Here is an 18,869-nt window from a genome sequence, read left to right as displayed (position 1 = left end):
TTACCTTATTACCTTAATTTCTTTATAATTACCTCCACATCATCCCGCTGAAGTAAGAGGGTACCCCATGTATGCCTCCTCCTTGGCGTAGGACGATAAAGCCACTTTTGTCGTTTTCGAGGTCATAGAGTTTGCCATCATCACGAATGACAAACACATAGCCATAGGAACCACCTGTTACATGCACCCCTCCGTAGCTGGGTTGCAAGGGATCATAGTCTGTCCAACCACGACCAACGCTTGGAGCCCCTACAAAAGCAATATACTTTCCATCGGGGGAGAATACAGGGTGATATTCACCATCCGCCTTATCAGACCCTGTGAGCTGAGAAGTGGTTATTTGGTGCAAGTTGCTACCATCTATGTTCTGTACCCAAAGATGTTTGTTATAGCGAAAAGCTACACGAGTACCTTGTGGATTTACAGTTACATAGCTGGCGCCTTTGCCTTCGTTGAGTGTAAGTACTTTTTCTACACGGTTTCCGTATGCCTCCTTCCAGCGGTATAATACCCCCTTGATGGCACTATACATCTCATTATTCAGTGTCCATACAGGGGTGCTTTGGTAGCTCAAATCATCGCGGGTGAGCCCCTCAGTAAAGTCAGCTATGAGCTTACCTGTCTCAGTATTGAGTAAGAGCACCCCACGCTCGTCCCAGTGATAGGAATCAACCGCAATGAATTTCTTATTAGGAGAGAGGCGAATGATACATCTCTTGTAGAATTCCTGAGGCTCATAGGTAAAGCTAAATGAGAAGGTATTGCCTGTTTTTGGCAGTTTATCATAGGCAAACCATACATAGTCACCATCCAAAGGTCGCAACAAGAAAGTTTGGGTATCTTGAATGCCTCGTGAGGGGTCGGTACTGATAGCCAGTGCTATTTCCTTGCTACCATAGGTAATATCGCAACCTGTAATACCAGGGCCATTCATTGTTTTGGTAACCTTGCTGAGCTTGCCATTAGAGAAGTTGTAAGATTGGATACCATCAGTGGCAAAATCTACATAGAGCGTACCAGGGAGTCCACTGTTATTGCCGCCTCCACCATCTCCATCTTTGGAACAAGAGGAAATGAATAATGCTGTGGCTATAAAAGCCGAAAGAATCAGTTTTTTCATAGAATTAGTCATTAAACATTAATCATTGACCATTACCGCCACATCATACCGCTGAAGTAAGAGGGAACGCCACTTTTTTCTCCCTCCTTACGTAGTACGATAAAGCCACTTTTGTCGTTTTCAAGATCATAGAGTTTGCCGTCATCACGAATTACAAATACATAGCCGTAGCCATTGCCTACTACCACAGTACCTCCAAATCGGGGTTGTAGAGGGTCATAGTCAGTCCAGCTACCTCCAATTCTGGCCGATCCTACCAGGGCAATATACTTGCCATCGGGGGAGAATACAGGGTGGTATTCACCTTCGTATTTAAAATCTTTTATTTCAGAAGTCGTTACTTGGTGTAGGTCGCTGCCGTCTATATTCTGTACCCAAAGATGTTTTTTATAACGAAAAGCCACACGAGTACCCTGTGGATTTACGGTTACATAGCTGGCACCTTTGCCTTCGTTGAGCGTAAGTACTTCTTCTACACGGTCTCCGTATGCCTCCTTCCAGCGATAGAGGACACCCTTGATAGCGCTGTACATCTCGTTGTTTTCTGTCCATACAGGGGTGCTTTGGTAGCTCAAATCGTCGCGGGTAAGCCCCTTGGTGAAGTCGGCTATGAGCTTACCAGTTTGGGTATTAAACAAAAGCACACCGCGTTCTTCCCAATAGTTGCTGTCCACAGCTATATATTTTTTGTTAGGAGAAAGTCGGATAATACATTCTCTGTAGAACTCTTTGGTAGGGTGAGTCCAAGTGAAAGAAAAGATATTGCCCGTTTGTGGCACTTCTTTATAGGAAAATTGTGCATTTTTGCCGTCCCAAGGCCGGAGTAGGAAGGTCTGTGTATCTTGTACTACTCCTACCGACAAAGGAACAATACCTACTGAAATCGCTATTTCGCTACTTCCATAGGTGATATCGCACCCTGTGATACCTGCTCCATTCATGGTCTTGATAACCTTGCTGAGCTTTCCATTAGAGAAGTTATAGGACTGAATACCATCAGTAGCGAAATCCACATAGAGTGTACCAGGGAGTCCATTGCTACTACCTCCTCCATCACCTTCTTTGGAGCAAGAGGAAATACATACTACAGTGGCTACAAGAGCCGAAAAAATAAGTTTCTTCATGATAAAAAGGAATTAAGGTTTAACAAAGTTATCTCCAAATGACACTTCCACTGGAGAAGATAGGCGTATCTCCGTCCTTAGGATAAAAAGTCTTGCCATCGTTTTCCTTGTCTAAGTTGTGGAGGGTACCATCGTTGCTAACAAGAATCAGTATATCGGATAGGCTAAGAGTACCACCAAGTCGCATCCAGTTGGGTGTGAATGAAGCGCGTGCTTGTCCTAAAAGGGCTATATACTTGCCGTCAGGCGAAAAGGTAGGGTTAGATTCTCCTCCCGAATAGAGGGCACTGGGGGCGGTGGTCATCTCTACATCGCTGGTGGTTACTTGGGATGCTTTCTTTTGGACGAGGTCATATACCCAAATATGTTTGTCTTCACGACGAAAAGCCAGTTGTGTTCCTTGGGGATTTATGGTTATATGGAAAAAATTAAAAGGAAGGCGTGTTAGCTCCTCAATAGCCCAATTCTTTGCCTCACTAACTTTAAAGATGATGTTTTCTACGCCCATCACTAAGGAATTATCGGCAGTCCACCCGATGATAAAGACCTCACTAGGGCGGTAGTTTTCAATAGCAAAGCTATCCACTTCCGCTCCTGTCTCACGGTTGATGATCGTTACAGGGTGGTCAGTGGCACCTGTTACTGATTTGGAGTCAATCGCAATGTATTTTTCATTAGGAGAGAGGAAGCATCCAGCTCTTCTTCCTTGTGCAATTTCAGTATAGTTATAGTGGCAAGTGGAGATATTCTGTTGAGTAACTTCTTCGCGGGTAGCGAGTACCTCTTTGCTCAAAGAAGGGAGCGGGCGGTAAGAAAAAGTGAGCCAATGTCCTCCATAATCACTGAAGGAAAGGCGTTCGTAGCCAGCTAAGATACGTTTGTTATCCCATGAGATGTCTATTTTTCCTAAAGCGTCAGTAGTACCAAAACGCTCTATATAGCGGGACTGCTGAAGGTTATAGGCATTATACTCACCGCCAAAAGCAAAGTAAAGCGTACTTCCTGTAACGCCTAGAGAACCTGTACCTCCACTACTTTTGTCCTCGTCTTTGGAGCAAGCACAGAAGAGTAAAACAGAGGTAATGAGCGTTGAAAAGATAAATTTTTTCATGATCATTAAGTATTACAAATTCATATATGGCGCAAAAGTATAAAATATAATTCCTTAATAATCAATGATTAACAATAGTTTAGGATTGTAAGAACGAAAGATTGTAGAGTTTAAGAAATAAAGAGTTAAAGCAATAAAGAAATTCAGCTAAAACTCTATAATTCTTATCTCTCTAAATGAGGGAGTATGTTATTTCTTAGGTTTTTTCTTGTAGGTATTGGCAATCATTTCTTCTTCTGAATGGAGAATTAAAGGTTAAATTTTTCTCTCAAACGCTGTGATATATTACCATTGATTTCATCAGAAAGTACCATGCTAAGTGCATAATCATCAGGAGTCATACGATATTTTTTAGCAGCTTCTGCAATTTCAGCTGGGGTCATTTTGAGTTTTTCAGCAGCTTCCAAAACCTCTTGGGAAAAAGTAGTTTTTTTAAGTCCTGTTTTAGCTTTTGTTTTGGTAGGGGCTTTCTTAGTAGATTCGTCTGTAACAGTAACAAAATCAAATGTTTTTATATACTGTATAAGATTTTTCGCGATGTTGCTGTTACTGTCTATTGTGATTATGTAAGCCATAAGATTCTTATTTTGAGTACAAAGGTACAAATTATTCTTCATACTTGAGCACGAAAATTGTACCAAATCCCTATAACCCTTAATACAAAAAAAATAATCATTAATCATTAATCATTAATCATTATTTTGTACCTTTGCAGGCGATAAATAACCAATACCATGAAGAAAATTCAAATGGTGGATTTGCAAGGGCAATATGCGCCCTTGAAAGCACAAATAGAGCAATCTTTTGAGGAGGTATTGTCCAGTGCAGCCTTTATCAATGGTCCACAAGTACACGCACTACAAAAGGAATTGGAACAATACTTACAGGTAAAACATGTGATTCCTTGTGCCAATGGTACCGATGCGCTCCAGATAGCCATGATGGGCTTAGGCCTAAAGGCGGGTGATGAGGTAATCACCGCCGATTTTACCTTTGCTGCTACTGTGGAGGTAATAGCTCTCTTGGGGCTTACCCCTGTACTGGTAGATGTGGAGCCTAATACCTTCAATATAGATGTAGAGGTGATTAAGAAAGCGATTACGCCTAAGACTAAAGCAATCGTTCCTGTTCACCTATATGGTCGTCCTGCCAATATGGAAGCAATTATGCAGATAGCCAAAGAGCACAACCTTTTTGTGATAGAGGATAATGCACAGGCAATAGGGGCTGACTATACTTGGAGTGATGGTCACAAGCAGAAACTTGGCACCATAGGACAGGTAGGGGCGACGAGTTTCTTCCCCTCCAAGAACTTAGGTTGTTATGGAGATGGAGGAGCTATTTTCACTAACGATGATGCGCTGGCACATACACTACGTGGTATTGTAAATCATGGTATGTATGTACGTTATCACCATGATGTGGTAGGAGTCAATTCACGTTTGGATTCCTTACAAGCATGTGTATTGCGTGCAAAACTACCTCACTTGGATACCTATAACAAGAAGCGTCGTAGCTTTGCCCGTATGTATTCAGAAAGGTTGCAAGCCAACCCGAATATCATTACTCCTGAGATTCCTGAAGGAGATACAGCTCATGTGTTTCACCAATACACCATACGTATCACCAATGGTAAGCGTGATGCCTTGGCGGAACATCTCTCAGCACAGGGAGTGCCTTTCGGAATTTACTACCCTATACCATTGCATCAGCAAAAAGCATATACAGACATTAGATATAAAGAAGCTGACTTTCCTGTTACCAATCAGCTGGTACAGGAAGTGCTTTCGCTGCCTATGCACACGGAATTGGATGAGGAGCAAATAAATTTTATCACAAAATTGATTGTTGATTTTGTATAAAGTAAAAAAATATGTAATTTTGCACCTAACAAGAAAAAAATCAATAATGAAAAGTGAATAGAGACTAACTGCTAATCACTAATCACTGATAGTAAAAAACTAAAAATAAAAATAATGAGAACAATACAATTCAGAGAAGCTATTTGCGAGGCAATGAGTGAAGAGATGCGTCGTGATCCTTCTATTTATTTGATGGGAGAAGAGGTAGCTGAGTATAACGGTGCCTACAAAGCTTCCAAAGGAATGTTGGACGAATTTGGCCCTAAGCGTATTATAGATACTCCTATTGCAGAGAGTGGATTTTCAGGTATTGGTGTAGGTTCAGCTATGAATGGTTGCCGCCCCATCATTGAGTTTATGACCTTTAACTTCTCTTTGGTAGCCATGGACCAAATCATCTCCAATGCGGCTAAGATGCGCCAAATGTCAGGTGGACAGATCAATATTCCTATTGTATTCCGTGGGCCTACTGCCTCTGCTGGACAATTAGGAGCTACGCACTCACAGGCTTTTGAGAATTGGTTTGCTAACTGCCCAGGTCTTAAGGTGGTAGTACCTTCTACTCCTTACGATGCTAAGGGATTGCTCAAATCCGCTATTCGTGATAATGATCCTGTTATCTTCATGGAATCTGAACAAATGTACGGAGACAAGGGAGAAGTACCAGAAGAAGAATACACTATTCCACTAGGAGTGGCCGATATCAAGCGTGCAGGAAAGGATGTAACTATCGTTTCTTTTGGAAAGATTATCAAAGAAGCTCTTGCAGCTGCTGAAACCCTTGCCAAAGAAGGTATCGAGTGTGAGGTTATAGATATCCGTACCATTCGTCCTATGGACTGGGAAGCTATCTTTACTTCTGTGAAGAAAACTAACCGCTTGGTAATTCTTGAAGAAGCATGGCCATTTGGTAGTGTATCTTCTGAAATTACTTACCAAGTACAAGAACATATTTTTGATTACTTGGATGCTCCTATCCAACGTATCACTACAGCAGATACTCCTGCGCCTTATTCACCTGCTCTTTTGCAAGAATGGTTGCCTAACGCTCAAGATGTAATCAAAGCAGTGAAGAAGGTACTTTATAAATAGTGACTAGTGACAAATGATAAGATGCAATAAATTGCGTCTCTACGGAAGACTATGCTAAACAAGGATTTGTATTGGCTGGCGCTTGTGTAGAGACGCAATTTATTGCGTCTTAATGTAGGTAGATGTATTACGTATTAATGTAGAGAAGTGTCATTTTCTTAATGTGGGGAGATATATTGTGGTATTGGTAGTATCCACTCATTTTAAAAAATAAAAAAGGTAAAAAGTATTGCTTTACTTTTTACCTTTTATTTATATAATGTATTGTTCTTTTTAGCTTGCAGCGGTTTCATTGCCAGCAGTAGCATCAATGAGGACTTGGCCACGATAGTATAGTTTGCCTTCGAACCAGTGTGCTCTGTGGTAAAGGTGTAGTTCTCCAGTAGTTGGGTCTTTAGCTATTTGAGGAACTACAGCAGTGTCATGAGTTCTTCTTTTGTCTCTTCTGGTAGAGGATTGTCTTCGTTTGGGATGTGCCATTTTTCTATTTTTTTATTTGTTCAACAATTTTCTTAATTCGTCCCAGCGCGGATCTGTCTGGGAATCATCAGCTGCAACTTCAAGCTCTTTGGGGCTAAAAGAATCAATAGTGTCTAACACCTCAGAAAGGTTTGTAGCCTGCGTATTGATACGTTTGGCAGGTACAGAGAGTACAATCATTTCATAAATGTACTGTGCTACTGAAAGGGTGTGTTCACCTTGAGGGAGGATAAGCAACTCGTCGTTATCATCATTATAGGTCTCCCCGAATTTCACCACTAAGTTTAAGGAGGATTCAGTGGGGAGGTCAAAAGGCTCATCAGTAATATCACAATTGACATTGACAGTGCCTTGGCTTAGGAAGTGTAGTTCCATGAGGGTACTTTTCTTCTGTAAGCGGACACTTACCCGCTGGGAAACCTCATTGAATTCATGATAATCAAACAACTCAAAAAAGTGGTTATTTATCTGATATTCAAAGAGATGTTCTCCATCTTTTAGTCCTGCAAAGTGAATATCATACGCTTTTAAGTCGCGTTTTTTTTCTTTCATTCTTATATGCAGTTTGAGGGTGCAAATATAGGAATTTTTTTAATTACACAAAAATATTTGAGGAATAAATTTTTAGAGTGTAAAAATCTGATATTCGGGGGTAATCTCCTTGACAATCTGTTCGGTGCGTTCCTTGTCGGTATCACTTAGGAATACCTGTGAGAAGGGGGGCTGAGTAACGATCTGGAGGAGCTGTCCCACACGCTTGCTATCGAGCTTGTCAAAGATGTCGTCCAATAGGAGTATGGGAGCTACTTTGGCATGCGCATAGATGCTGTAAAATTGGGCTAACTTCAAGGCAATAAGGAAGGATTTTTGCTGACCTTGGCTAGCAAACTTCTTGACGGGTTGTTCACTTATGGTAAAGGCCAAATCATCCTTGTGTATTCCTATGGTAGTGTATTGAGCTACTCTGTCCTGAGGGAGGCTCTGGGCGAGTAACTGCTTGAAATTCTGTCCTTCAAGAGAGCTAAGATAGCGTATGCTTACCTGTTCTTTTCCTTGAGAGATAACCTCGTATTGTTTTTGGAAGATAGGGAGGAATTCCTCCAAAAAGGTCTTGCGCTCTTCAAACAATTGCTTGCCATATAGGGCAAGTTGCTCATCATAGATGGCAATGGTATCAGGGTCAAAATAGGCTCGTTCATGCATGAGCTTGAGCAAGCTATTGCGTTGGGTGAGTGCTTGGTTGTACCTGAGCAGTGCCTGCAAATAGTGAGGTCGCACTTGTGAGAGCATGCCGTCCAAGAACTTACGGCGTGCCTCGCTTCCCTCATGGATGAGGTCTCGGTCGGCAGGGGAGACAATCACAATGGGGAAGGCACCGATATGTTCGGAGAGTTTGTCATAGAGCTTGCCATTACGCTTGATGACCTTTTTTTGTCCCTTTTTTACACTACAGACCACTTGCTCCTCTCGGCTATCCTTGAGGAAAGTACCCTCTATCAAATAGAAGTCTTCTCCTAGGCGAATATTGTGCAAAGCACTCGAGGAAAAGTAGCTTTTGGTCATTCCTAAGTGGTAAATAGCGTCCAAGGAATTGGTCTTTCCTATCCCATTGTCGCCAACAAAGCAATTCAGTTGAGGGGAAAAAGAGAATTCTTTATTTTCTAAGTTTTTGAAATTCAGTATATAAAGTTGTTTTAGGTACATCAAAAAAGGGGCTTACAAAAACTCGTGCAAATTATTAAAAATTCTTGAGAAAAACACCCTCTATTACAAATAAAAATTTTATTTTTGCAAAATCTTTTTAAAGCAAAAAATTTATGTCAGTTTACAAGAAGAATAACTATCGTCCAAGCCGACAGACAAAGAAAGAAAGACAACAAGAAGAAGCTACTAATGAGGTTAGTAGCGAGCAATTGTCACATGAAAGTACTACCGCAGAGGTTTTCCAAACCTTAGATGAAAAGGCAAATAAGACCGAGGAATGGGTAATAAAACATCAGCGTACTATTCTCCTTGCGATTGTTGCAGTAGTGGTAGTGGGGTTAGGTTATATGTTTTACAAGCAGTTTGTAAGCGAACCTCGTGAGAAGGAAATCTCAGAGCATCTTTCCTTTGCTCAAAATGTATTCAATGAAGCTCTTGATGCTAATACAACTGCTGCTAGAGACTCCCTCTTCACTCTTTCCCTTAATGGGGATAAGACCCATGCTGGCTTTTTGAAGATTATCAAGGATTATGGCTCTAGCAAAGCAGGGAATGTAGCTTACTACTCTGCCGGTATGGCTTATTTGCAACTGAACAAATACAAGGAAGCGGTAACTCATTTGGATAAGTTCTCCTCTTCAGATCCTATTCTTAGCGCTTTGGCTTTGGGGAATATAGGAGATGCTTTCGTAGCCCTTAACCAGCCTAATGATGCGCTGGATTACTACAAAAAGGCAATAGATAAGAGTGATAACGCACTCACTGCTCCTATTTACCTAAATAAAGCGGCACAAGTAGCTCAAGATCAAAAGAACTACAAGGAAGCCTTGACTTATTTGGAACGCATCAAATCCGATTATCCTAAATCCGAAGAGGCAGCTTCTGTGGATGTACAGATCAGTCAAGTACAAGCACTTATGAACTTATAATATGGCTACCGAGAATAAGAACCTCTCTACCTATGATAAGGCAACTCTTCCTCAGGTGAAGGGTAAGTCTGTCGGTATTATCACCTCCCAATGGAATGGAATGATTACCGAAAATATGCGCAAAGGAGCGGTGGAAACACTCTTGGATTGTGGGGTACTCCCAGAGAATATCCTTCAGTGGAGTGTGCCAGGTGCCTTTGAGCTTGTCAATGGTGCTAAGCGTATGCTTGAGCGCAAGGTAGATGCTATTATTGTAATAGGTTGTGTAATACAAGGGGAAACAAAGCACTTTGACTTTGTCTGTCAAGGAGTTACCCAAGGGATTGCCTACTTGAATGCTACCCAGTCCATTCCTGTGATTTTCTGTTTGCTTACGGATAATACTTTGCAACAGTCTATAGATAGGAGTGGGGGCAAACATGGTAATAAAGGTATAGAAGCTGCTATTACCGCTATTAAGATGATTGATTTATAGAAATAGAAATTTATACAAATAGAGGGTTATAGGGTTTATCTGAATCTTGTAACCCTTTTTTAATGAGACAATTTGTCGATTTGTCAATTTGTCAATTTGCCAATTTGTCGATTTGTCGATTTGCCGATTTGCCGATTTGTTGATTTGTCAATTTGTTGATTTGCCGATTTGCCAATGACTAGTGGCTGATCTGTCTGAAATTCTATATTCCTATTAATTCTTCATATCTCAAATGAAAACTCATAGAAAAGTCGTATCTTTGCCCCAGAATTAAGGTAAGGGCAAATGAAGGGGAGTACCTTTTGAGAAGGACAAATGGCAGTTTGCCCCTACTACCCCTACGGAGAATTGAACATTAATTTATTACTAAAAAATAAAAAAATGGCTATTATTATTACAGATGATTGTATCAATTGTGGGGCTTGCGAACCTGAATGCCCTAACAATGCAATATATGAGGGCGCTGATGATTGGCGTTACAGTGATGGGACAAAACTTAGAGGAAATGTTGTCCTACCTAATGGAAAACATGTCAATGCCGATGAGGTGCAGAAACCTATTAGTGATGACTATTATTATATAGTACCTGACAAATGTACTGAATGCTTGGGCTTTCACGAGGAACCACAGTGCGCAGCTGTATGCCCTGTAGATTGCTGTATTCCTGATGAAAACCATAAAGAAACCGAAGAAGAACTCTTGCAGAAGAAAGCATTCCTACATCAAGAGTGAGAAGCAAAGCCAGCGAATACTTGGAGCTGGGTATGTGGGTGAAGAATGAAAAGTAGCTTTGGTGATTAAGGCACGAGCTGCAAGCTCGCGCCAGTGAAGGGATAGAAAAACAATTGTATAGTCCAATTCGTTAAGACGCAATAAATTGCGTCTCTACGGAAGACTGTGCTTATCAGTATTTGTCTTAGCCAGCGTATGAGTAGAGATGCAATTTATTGCATCTTAGACAGTTATTGAATGATATTTTAACTATCGATTCGCTTTATTAGTTATTCACTATTCGCTATTAACTATTTTTGGTCTGTTATTTTTTTCCTAAAGGTGTTTCTAGTCTCAAGAAAAATTACGAATATTGCTTGCTAAACGCAGAAGAATAAACAACGCAAAAAACTATGATAACACACCTGCAAGGTCGCTTGGTGGAGAAAACGCCTACTTACTTAGTTATAGACTGTAATGGCGTAGGCTACTGGGTGAATATTTCTTTGAATACATTTTCGCAACTTCCTGATAATGAACAAATAAAAGTGTATACCTATTTGCAAGTGAAGGAAGATGCGCATACTCTTTTTGGCTTCTTTGACAAGCAGGAAAGGGAACTTTTTACGCTGCTTATCTCCGTATCGGGGGTGGGTGCAAGTACAGCACGAGTGATGCTCTCCTCTCTTTCTCCTGCGCAACTACGTAGTGCTATTATCAACAATGAAGTACGTACTATACAGTCAGCTAAGGGAATAGGAGCTAAGACAGCACAACGTATTATACTAGATCTTAGGGAGAAGGTACTCAAACTCTCTGAAGATCCTACCTTACCTACACTGCCACAAGGACAACCCTATAAGGAAGAGGCCTTGGCTGCCTTGGAAGTACTGGGTTATCCTAGAAAAACTGCTGAGGGAGTAGTAGGAAAAATCCTCTCAAAATCCACAGAAGAACTTTCCGTAGAACAGCTTATCAAACAAGCCTTAAAACAATTGTAATCAAGATGAACGGGAAATTATTTATAAAGTTATTTTTCTTTTTCTTCATACTTCATGCTTTTGAGGGCTTTGCACAAGAAAAGGATACCGCACAAGAAAAGGCGAAGGATACGATTAAGACCAGTCGTTCCTTGCGCCGTTTGTTATTGAAAGATTCTGACAGAATCTCACGCAAATACAAGTATAATGCGACCTTGGACAAATATGTGTATAGCGAAAAGGTAGGAGAGTACGATATCTCTACCCCTATTTTCCTTACTCCCCAAGAGTACGAGAACCTTGTTATTCGTGAGCGTATGGGCTTGTATTTCAGAGAGAAATCCAAGGCTATGCAGCCGACAGCTCAAGGACAAACACCCAACAATGCTCAAAGGGATTTGCTCCCAGAGTTCTATGTAAAATCGGAGCTTTTCGAGTCTATCTTTGGAGGGAATAATATAGATATTATTCCTCAAGGGAATGTTGCCTTTGACTTGGGTATGCGTTATACTAAGAATGACAACCCTTCTATAAGTCCCGAATACCGCAGTTCCTATGGGATTGACTTTGACCAACGTATCAGCTTGGGGATACAAGGAAAAGTAGGTACTCGTCTCTCTATCAATGCAATGTATGATACCCAAGCGACTTTTGACTTTCAGAATGTATTCAAGCTCGAATATTCGCCCAATGAGGACGATATAGTACGCAAGGTAGAGTTGGGTAATGTGAGCTTGCCACTGAATAGCTCCCTTATCACAGGTGCTCAGAGCCTTTTCGGACTTAAGACAGAACTCCAATTTGGTCGCACTACCATAACAGGAGTTTTTTCTGAACAGCGTTCGCAGTCCCAAACAGTTACCGCTCAAGGGGGAGGTACTATGCAGGATTTCGAAATCCGTGCGCTTGACTATGATGAAAACCGTAACTATTTTCTATCTCAGTTCTTCAGAGACCAATATGATCGGGCTTTGGAGAACTATCCTTATATACGTAGCAAAGTACAAATTGTACGTGTAGAAGTATGGGCGACTAATCGTTCCAATCGTACTTCCAATATTCGTAACATTGTAGCCTTGCAGGACTTAGGAGAAGCCAAGTCACAGAATACTCGTATAGCGGGTAATGCTCCTGCAGGTTTCTTCCGTGGTTCCATAGGGGATAGGCCTACCAATGAGGCCAATAAGTATGACCCTACCCATATAGGTTCCTCCCAATCAGTGCTTACCAAGGAAATCCGTGATGTGGCTACTGTTCGTTCAGGCTTTGGCTCTATGTCGTCATTGGTCAATGAAGGCTTTGACTATGCAGTACTAGAGAACGCACAAAAGTTGGAAGAGGGTCGTGACTTTAAGGTGAATAAACAGTTAGGTTATATCTCTCTCAGTCAGCGACTTAATAATGATGAAATATTGGCCGTTGCCTACCAATATACCTACGAAGGGAATGTATATCAGGTAGGGGAGTTTGCCAACGATGGTATCTCAGCCACTACCAATACCTATATAGCAGGGCAGAACAAGATCACCAACAACTGTTTGGTGCTGAAGATGCTTAAGAGTAATCGTTTGGTTACAGGGGATCCTATCTGGAACCTGATGATGAAAAACGTATATTCCCTTAATGCGGTACAGATCAATCCTGAAAACTTCCGCATGAATATCTTCTATAATGATCCTTCTCCAGTGAATTACATAGTGCCTGTGGATGAGGCTACATGGAATAGAGAACTTACGCGCAAGATACTTCTTCAGTTGTTTAATTTTGATAGGCTCAACGCTTACAATGATCCTGAAAACGGAGGGGATGGTTTCTTTGACTTTGTCGATGGTATCACCATAGACCCTGAATATGGGAAGATTATTTTCACCAAGGTAGAGCCTTTTGGGAAGTACCTCTATGACAAGCTTGGAGGAGGTAGCCAATACAATGACCCTAACGCCTACCAGCCTAGTTCTACCGCTTGGAATGCCAACCAGAAAAAATATGTATTCCGATCGCTCTATACTGATATTAAAGCCAAGGCGTTGGAAGATGCCGAAAGGAACAAATTCACCCTCAAAGGGCGTTATAAGTCCAAGGGAGGACGAGGCATTTCCTTGGGAGCCTACAATGTGCCCCGTGGTTCCGTACGTGTAACAGTGGGCGGACGTATCCTACAAGAAGGAATAGACTATACCGTTAATTACCAACAAGGTACCGTACAGATCATAGACCCAACCATAGAAAACTCCAACTTGCCTATACAGGTATCTGTGGAGAATAACCTTATTTTCGGAGGACAGAGTCGTCGCTTCATAGGAGTGAATGTAGAACATAAGTTCAGTGACAAGTTTGTAGTGGGTACCTCGCTGATCAACATGCGTGAGCGTCCTTATACACAGAAAGCTAATTATGGACAAGAGCCTGTGAATAATACCATCTTCGGTTTTGGAGGTAGCTACTCTACGGAGCTTCCTTTCCTTACTCGCTTGCTCAATAAGGTGCCATCCTTGCAGAGTGATGTGGCTTCCAACCTATCGGTACGTGGAGAGATGGCTTTCTTGCGTCCTAGTAGTCCTAGCAGTTCCGATTTTGATGGAGAGGCAACGGCTTACTTAGATGACTTTGAGGCTGCTCAAACTACTGTGGATATTCGTGGTATGCGTTCGTGGTCATTGGCTAGTACGCCACTAAGGTTCGGTCAAGGAAGCTACCCCAACCAGACCCTCTATGGAAATGCCCCTGAAGATGCGGACAACCTTAAGAATGGCTATGGACGTGCTAAGTTGGCTTGGTATAGCATTGACCCTGTCTTCTATGGTAATAACAAGCCTGGTGATGTAAGTGCTTCGGAGATTTCCAAGAATAGTACTCGCCGTATCTATGTAAAAGAGATTTTCCCAGAAAGAGAATTGGCTCAAGGAGATTTGTTGGTACAGAACACCTTGGATTTGGCTTATTATCCTAATGTGAAAGGTTCCTATAACAACAACCCACAGGCGATGTCTAGCCTCTCAGCTACTGATAAGTGGGGAGGTATCATGCGTGGTATCTCGGCTACCAACTTTGAAGAAAACAATATAGAATACATACAATTCTGGGTATTAGATCCTTATACCTCAGGTGAATTTAATCCTTCAGCAACAGGAGAATTGGTGTTTGACTTGGGTAATATCTCTGAGGATATTCTCAAAGACGGCCGTAAGCAGTATGAAAACGGCTTGCCAGGTTTGTCCATACAGTCGCCTACGCATACTACTGCTTGGGGTAAAACACCTGTATCTCAGTCATTGCTCTATGCCTTCGATGCCAATACAGAGAATCGAGCCTTGCAGGATATAGGTTTGGACGGGCTCACCGATGAGCAGGAGCGCGCTATCTATGCCAACAACCTTGTGGATTCACCTAATGACCCTGCTATGGATAACTATGAGTATTACCTTTCCCGTTCAGGAGGTATACTCAGCCGATACTATAATTATAATGGTACTCAGGGCAACTCACCTGTGTCAGGTAGTAACCAAGCCTCCACGCTTAACCCTGATACGGAGGATGTGAATAGGGATAATACCATGAGTACCGTTAATAGCTACTATGAGTACCGTGTACCTATTCATGGTAATGTACAGCGCACTGACCGCTATGTGAGCGATATCAAGGAAGTATATTCCGAAACCCCTGATGGTCAGCCTGTTTTTGCCCGCTGGATACAGTATAAAATCCCTATCAAAGATGCCAATAGGCGCGAGTATGGAGGAGGGGGCGACCTTCGCTCTGTAACTCATATACGTATGTACCTCACAGGTTTTGCTTCTGAGGTGGTACTTCGCTTTGGTACCTTGGACTTGGTGCGTGGTGATTGGCGACACTATACCAAATCCCTCAAGGATGACCTTTCTGCTCCTGATGCAGGAACTAGTACCGAGATAGGTTCAGTGAACCTTATAGAGAATGGTACCCGCCAGCCTATTCCTTATCGTATGCCTCCTGGGGTATATCGTGAGCAAATCAACCAAAATAATACTATCGTCAGCCAAAACGAACAATCCCTTTCCTATACTGTATGCGACTTGGCACCACGTGATGCTCGTGGGGTATATAAGAATCTCAATGCAGACTTGCGTCAATACAAGCGTATCAAGATGTTTGTCCATGCAGAGCGGCATAAGAACCAATCCCTTTCCGATGGTGAGTTGGTAGCTTTCATTCGCTTAGGGTCTGACCTATCGGAAAACTTCTATCAGGTAGAATTGCCTTTGCGAGTAACTCCAGCAGGAGCCTACTTGGCTGAAGGTATTTGGCCTTCACAAAATAGTTTTGATATCCCTATGGAAGCCCTTACCCAAATCAAAGCCAAGGGTATCAATAGTGGCAACTTGGCAAACCTTACCTATTATGATGCCGCGCTGAACCATATAGCCTCACCTGCTACTACTCCACATGTAGTAGGGCAAAACCGCTATGCAATTAAGGGAAATCCATCACTTGCCGATATACAAATTATTATGGTAGGGGTTAAGAACGTAACAAGCAATCACCTCTGTGGGGAAGTATGGTTCAATGAATTACGTATGGCCGAATTGGAAAACAAAGGAGGCTGGGCAGGTATTGCGGCTGTGGATCTCAATGCGGCAGACTTCATGGATATGTCTGTTACAGGAAAAATCAGTACAGTAGGCTTCGGTACGGTAGAGCAGAAACCCAATGAGCGTAGCCGAGAGGAAGTAAAACAGCTCGATGCCATGATGAATATCAACGCAGGTAAGCTCTTCCCTAAGAAGTGGAATGTACAAATGCCTATAGGTCTGAATCGTTCTTCTACGGTAGCAACTCCTGAGTATGACCCTCAGTATGAGGATATCAAGCTGAAGGATCGTATCGCTGCGGCACAGACACAGGCACAGAAAGACCTTATCAAGGAACAAGCAGAAGACTATACCCTTAGACGAGGTATCAGCCTTATTGGGGTGAAGAAGAATCTTGGTGAGGGCGAGAAAGCCAAAGTTTATTCCATAGAGAACTTTACGCTGAACTATGCCTACAACCAGATGGATCACCATGATTTTGAAATAGAAAGCCAGAGGGAACAGAATGTACGTACAGGGGCACTCTATGCGCATGCCTTTGAACAAAAGAAATGGACTCCGTTCAAGAATAACCAGCAGGTGAGCGCTAGTAAGTACCTCAAGTGGCTTTCGGAGGTGAATTTCAATATCTTGCCAAATAACATCTATATAGGGCCTACCATTACGCGCGCCTTTGCACGCCAACGCTTCCGTGAGGTGTATCCGCTTGGAGTAAATCCTAGTTCCCAAGTGCCACTTCCTGAGTTACAACAACGTAACTACCTCTTTGATTGGCAATATGGTATCAACTATTCATTGACCAAATCACTTAAGGTAAGCTATGATGTGACCAATAGCAATATTATACGTAACTATTACCGTTATAATAATATAGGTGAGCGAGAGCTGAATAAGGAGCTTACCCTATGGCATGATTTCTGGAATCAAGGAACTCCTAATCACTTCATGTCGGCCTTCAAGCTCAATTATGAGTTGCCTTTGGACAAATTGCCTTTCTTGTCCTTTGTTAAGGCTTCTTATTCTTATACAGGTGATTTTGATTGGCAACGTGGTTCCGAAGCACTTACCCAAGTGGCGAATCAGCAAATCAATAAAGTACAGAATGCCAATACTCACAATTTCACTGCCAATATGACTTTTGACCGTTTCTACTCCTCTTTGGGAGTGAAGAACAAAGGTCTAGGTCAAAAATCGACAGCTAAGGATCACCTATTGCGCTTTGCTACTATGATCAAGCGTATTGGAGTGAGCTATACGGAGACCAACGGCTCTATGCTTCCTGGTTACTTGCCTCAGATAGGTTTCTTTGGTACCTCCAAGCCATCGTTGCCGTTTGTTTTCGGTTGGCAAGATGATATTCGCTATGAAGCAGGCCGACGTGGTTGGCTTACAGATTTTGCAGATTTCAATGAGCAGTTTATACGCTCAACTAACAAGACGCTTAACCTAACGGCTAGCTTACAGCCTGCCAACGATCTCCAGATAGACCTCAAGGCCGATCGGGAGTATATAGATAACTTTGAAGAGACCTTCAATGCCATAGCAGGATATTATAATCCGCTGATAGGCAATACCACAGGGAACTTTATGATTTCTGATAATATGATATTGACCTCTTTCATGGCATCGGATGAGTATAGTTCTAAGGCATTCCAGAAATTCAAGGACAATAGGCTTACCATCGCAAGACGTTTGGCGGCACAGAGAGGTATTAACCTCTCTGACCCTAACAACCTTGATGCTGATGGCTTCCCTAAAGGGTATGGTAAGAACAACCAAGCGGTGATGATGCCAGCTTTCTATGCGGCTTATACAGGTCGTGATGCCGAAGGCGTATCCTTAGGGGCTTTCCGTACTATTCCTATCCCTGCTTGGACAGTGCGTTATTCGGGACTGATGCGCCTAGATAGCTTCAAGAATGCTTTCCGCCGCTTCTCCCTTACTCATGGTTACCGTGCTAGCTATGCGCTGAGTGATTTCCGTACCAATTTGGAATATAGCAAAAACCCAGATCAGTTAGACCAAGGGGGTAATTTCCGCAACGAAAAGCTCTTCACCAATGTGAACCTTGTAGAGCAGTTCTCTCCGCTAATTCGTATAGATGCAGAGTTGCAGAACTCTCTGAGTGTGATGGGGGAAATACGCCGCGATAGGACAATTTCTATCAGTTTGGACAATAATTATTTGACTGAGCTTATGCGCCGTGAATATCGATTAGGCTTGGGTTATCGTATCAAGGATATCAGTTTCGCTTCCCGCTTCAATGGGCGTGATGTGATCATCAAGAGCGACCTAAACCTTAAGGCAGATATAGCCCTACGTAGCGACTTTACCGTAATCCGAAATATGGAGCTCAATGACAACCAAGTAACCAATGGACAGACCTCTTGGCTCGGTCGTTTCACGGCAGATTACTCGTTCTCCAAGAACCTATCGGGAATCTTCTATTTTGATTATTCCTTCTCTAAGTACGCGATCTCTACCTCTTTCCCTATGACAACCATACGTACGGGAATTACCGTGAGATATACGTTTAATTAAAGAAAAAAGTAAAAGGTAAAAAGTAAAGTGAATACTTTTTACCTAGCTAAAGAGTTGAAATATAAATTGCGTCTCTATATAGGTTCTAGCTAAGATAAATTCTGATTAGCATAGTCTTCCGTAGAGACGCAATTTATTGCGTCTTAACGAATTAGATTATACAGATATTTTT

The 18,869-nt window shown here is 42.1% G+C and carries 14 protein-coding genes; 7 read left to right on the top strand and 7 right to left on the bottom strand.

Features of this window, described 5'->3' with window-relative positions:
• Positions 1-28: 28 nt before the first annotated feature.
• The 4 genes from Q0625_RS02010 to Q0625_RS01995 form a co-directional block, all read right to left on the bottom strand.
• Positions 29-1,120, bottom strand: a complete 1,092-nt coding sequence (locus Q0625_RS02010) for a hypothetical protein (protein ID WP_298823225.1) — start codon at positions 1,118-1,120, stop codon at positions 29-31.
• Between the two features lie 32 nt (positions 1,121-1,152).
• The gene (locus tag Q0625_RS02005) at positions 1,153-2,244 is read right to left on the bottom strand and encodes a DPP IV N-terminal domain-containing protein (RefSeq protein WP_298823224.1); all 1,092 of its coding nucleotides are present in this window, start codon (positions 2,242-2,244) and stop codon (positions 1,153-1,155) included.
• Positions 2,245-2,272: 28 nt separating this feature from the next.
• Positions 2,273-3,355, bottom strand: coding sequence for a hypothetical protein (locus tag Q0625_RS02000; RefSeq protein ID WP_298823223.1), 1,083 nt, complete (start codon positions 3,353-3,355; stop codon positions 2,273-2,275).
• A gap of 248 nt (positions 3,356-3,603) precedes the next feature.
• Positions 3,604-3,930 (bottom strand): hypothetical protein, encoded by a 327-nt coding sequence (locus Q0625_RS01995; RefSeq protein ID WP_298823222.1) that lies wholly within the window; start codon positions 3,928-3,930, stop codon positions 3,604-3,606.
• A gap of 159 nt (positions 3,931-4,089) precedes the next feature.
• On the opposite strand from Q0625_RS01995, the gene Q0625_RS01990 reads away from it, so the two are divergent.
• Positions 4,090-5,217 (top strand): DegT/DnrJ/EryC1/StrS family aminotransferase, encoded by a 1,128-nt coding sequence (locus Q0625_RS01990; protein ID WP_298823221.1) that lies wholly within the window; start codon positions 4,090-4,092, stop codon positions 5,215-5,217.
• A gap of 114 nt (positions 5,218-5,331) precedes the next feature.
• On the top strand, positions 5,332-6,309 hold the full coding sequence (locus Q0625_RS01985; protein ID WP_298823220.1) for a pyruvate dehydrogenase complex E1 component subunit beta: 978 nt from the start codon (positions 5,332-5,334) through the stop codon (positions 6,307-6,309).
• Positions 6,310-6,582: 273 nt separating this feature from the next.
• Here Q0625_RS01985 and rpmF read toward each other — a convergent pair whose 3' ends face one another.
• From rpmF to Q0625_RS01970, 3 genes are all read right to left on the bottom strand, one after another.
• A complete protein-coding gene (gene rpmF / locus Q0625_RS01980; RefSeq protein ID WP_298823219.1) occupies positions 6,583-6,789 on the bottom strand; it encodes a 50S ribosomal protein L32 in 207 nt (68 codons plus the stop codon).
• 12 nt (positions 6,790-6,801) lie between these two features.
• Positions 6,802-7,341, bottom strand: coding sequence for a DUF177 domain-containing protein (locus tag Q0625_RS01975; RefSeq protein ID WP_298823218.1), 540 nt, complete (start codon positions 7,339-7,341; stop codon positions 6,802-6,804).
• Positions 7,342-7,413: 72 nt separating this feature from the next.
• Positions 7,414-8,493 carry a DNA replication/repair protein RecF gene (locus Q0625_RS01970; protein WP_298823217.1) on the bottom strand — a complete coding sequence of 360 codons (1,080 nt, stop codon included), beginning with the start codon at positions 8,491-8,493 and terminating at the stop codon, positions 7,414-7,416.
• 113 nt (positions 8,494-8,606) lie between these two features.
• Between Q0625_RS01970 and Q0625_RS01965 the strand changes: the two genes are divergently transcribed.
• The 5 genes from Q0625_RS01965 to sprA all read left to right on the top strand — a co-directional run bounded on the left by Q0625_RS01965 (position 8,607) and on the right by sprA (position 18,697).
• Positions 8,607-9,422 (top strand): tetratricopeptide repeat protein, encoded by an 816-nt coding sequence (locus Q0625_RS01965; protein ID WP_298823216.1) that lies wholly within the window; start codon positions 8,607-8,609, stop codon positions 9,420-9,422.
• A 1-nt stretch (position 9,423) separates the two neighbouring features.
• Entirely contained in the window at positions 9,424-9,897 is a 474-nt protein-coding gene (gene ribH / locus Q0625_RS01960; protein WP_298823215.1) for a 6,7-dimethyl-8-ribityllumazine synthase, read from the top strand.
• Between the two features lie 381 nt (positions 9,898-10,278).
• On the top strand, positions 10,279-10,629 hold the full coding sequence (locus Q0625_RS01955) for a 4Fe-4S dicluster domain-containing protein (RefSeq protein ID WP_298823214.1): 351 nt from the start codon (positions 10,279-10,281) through the stop codon (positions 10,627-10,629).
• Positions 10,630-11,021: 392 nt separating this feature from the next.
• On the top strand, positions 11,022-11,609 hold the full coding sequence (gene ruvA / locus Q0625_RS01950) for a Holliday junction branch migration protein RuvA (RefSeq protein ID WP_298823213.1): 588 nt from the start codon (positions 11,022-11,024) through the stop codon (positions 11,607-11,609).
• A gap of 5 nt (positions 11,610-11,614) precedes the next feature.
• Positions 11,615-18,697: a cell surface protein SprA gene (gene sprA / locus Q0625_RS01945; RefSeq protein ID WP_298823212.1), complete on the top strand. Its 7,083-nt coding sequence runs from the start codon at positions 11,615-11,617 to the stop codon at positions 18,695-18,697.
• The last annotated feature ends 172 nt before the right edge of the window (positions 18,698-18,869 follow it).

Source organism: uncultured Capnocytophaga sp., assembly GCF_938029845.1.
Lineage (GTDB): Bacteria > Bacteroidota > Bacteroidia > Flavobacteriales > Flavobacteriaceae > Capnocytophaga.
Note: the sequence above shows the minus strand (reverse complement) of the source record. Positions and strands in the feature narration are given on the sequence as shown.

Coding starts and splice junctions, on each gene's coding strand:
- Q0625_RS02010 (WP_298823225.1), bottom strand. CDS start 1,120: ATGAAAAAACTGATTCTTTCGGCTTTTATAGCCACAGCATTATTCATT.
- Q0625_RS02005 (WP_298823224.1), bottom strand. CDS start 2,244: ATGAAGAAACTTATTTTTTCGGCTCTTGTAGCCACTGTAGTATGTATT.
- Q0625_RS02000 (WP_298823223.1), bottom strand. CDS start 3,355: ATGAAAAAATTTATCTTTTCAACGCTCATTACCTCTGTTTTACTCTTC.
- Q0625_RS01995 (WP_298823222.1), bottom strand. CDS start 3,930: ATGGCTTACATAATCACAATAGACAGTAACAGCAACATCGCGAAAAAT.
- Q0625_RS01990 (WP_298823221.1), top strand. CDS start 4,090: ATGAAGAAAATTCAAATGGTGGATTTGCAAGGGCAATATGCGCCCTTG.
- Q0625_RS01985 (WP_298823220.1), top strand. CDS start 5,332: ATGAGAACAATACAATTCAGAGAAGCTATTTGCGAGGCAATGAGTGAA.
- rpmF (WP_298823219.1), bottom strand. CDS start 6,789: ATGGCACATCCCAAACGAAGACAATCCTCTACCAGAAGAGACAAAAGA.
- Q0625_RS01975 (WP_298823218.1), bottom strand. CDS start 7,341: ATGAAAGAAAAAAAACGCGACTTAAAAGCGTATGATATTCACTTTGCA.
- Q0625_RS01970 (WP_298823217.1), bottom strand. CDS start 8,493: ATGTACCTAAAACAACTTTATATACTGAATTTCAAAAACTTAGAAAAT.
- Q0625_RS01965 (WP_298823216.1), top strand. CDS start 8,607: ATGTCAGTTTACAAGAAGAATAACTATCGTCCAAGCCGACAGACAAAG.
- ribH (WP_298823215.1), top strand. CDS start 9,424: ATGGCTACCGAGAATAAGAACCTCTCTACCTATGATAAGGCAACTCTT.
- Q0625_RS01955 (WP_298823214.1), top strand. CDS start 10,279: ATGGCTATTATTATTACAGATGATTGTATCAATTGTGGGGCTTGCGAA.
- ruvA (WP_298823213.1), top strand. CDS start 11,022: ATGATAACACACCTGCAAGGTCGCTTGGTGGAGAAAACGCCTACTTAC.
- sprA (WP_298823212.1), top strand. CDS start 11,615: ATGAACGGGAAATTATTTATAAAGTTATTTTTCTTTTTCTTCATACTT.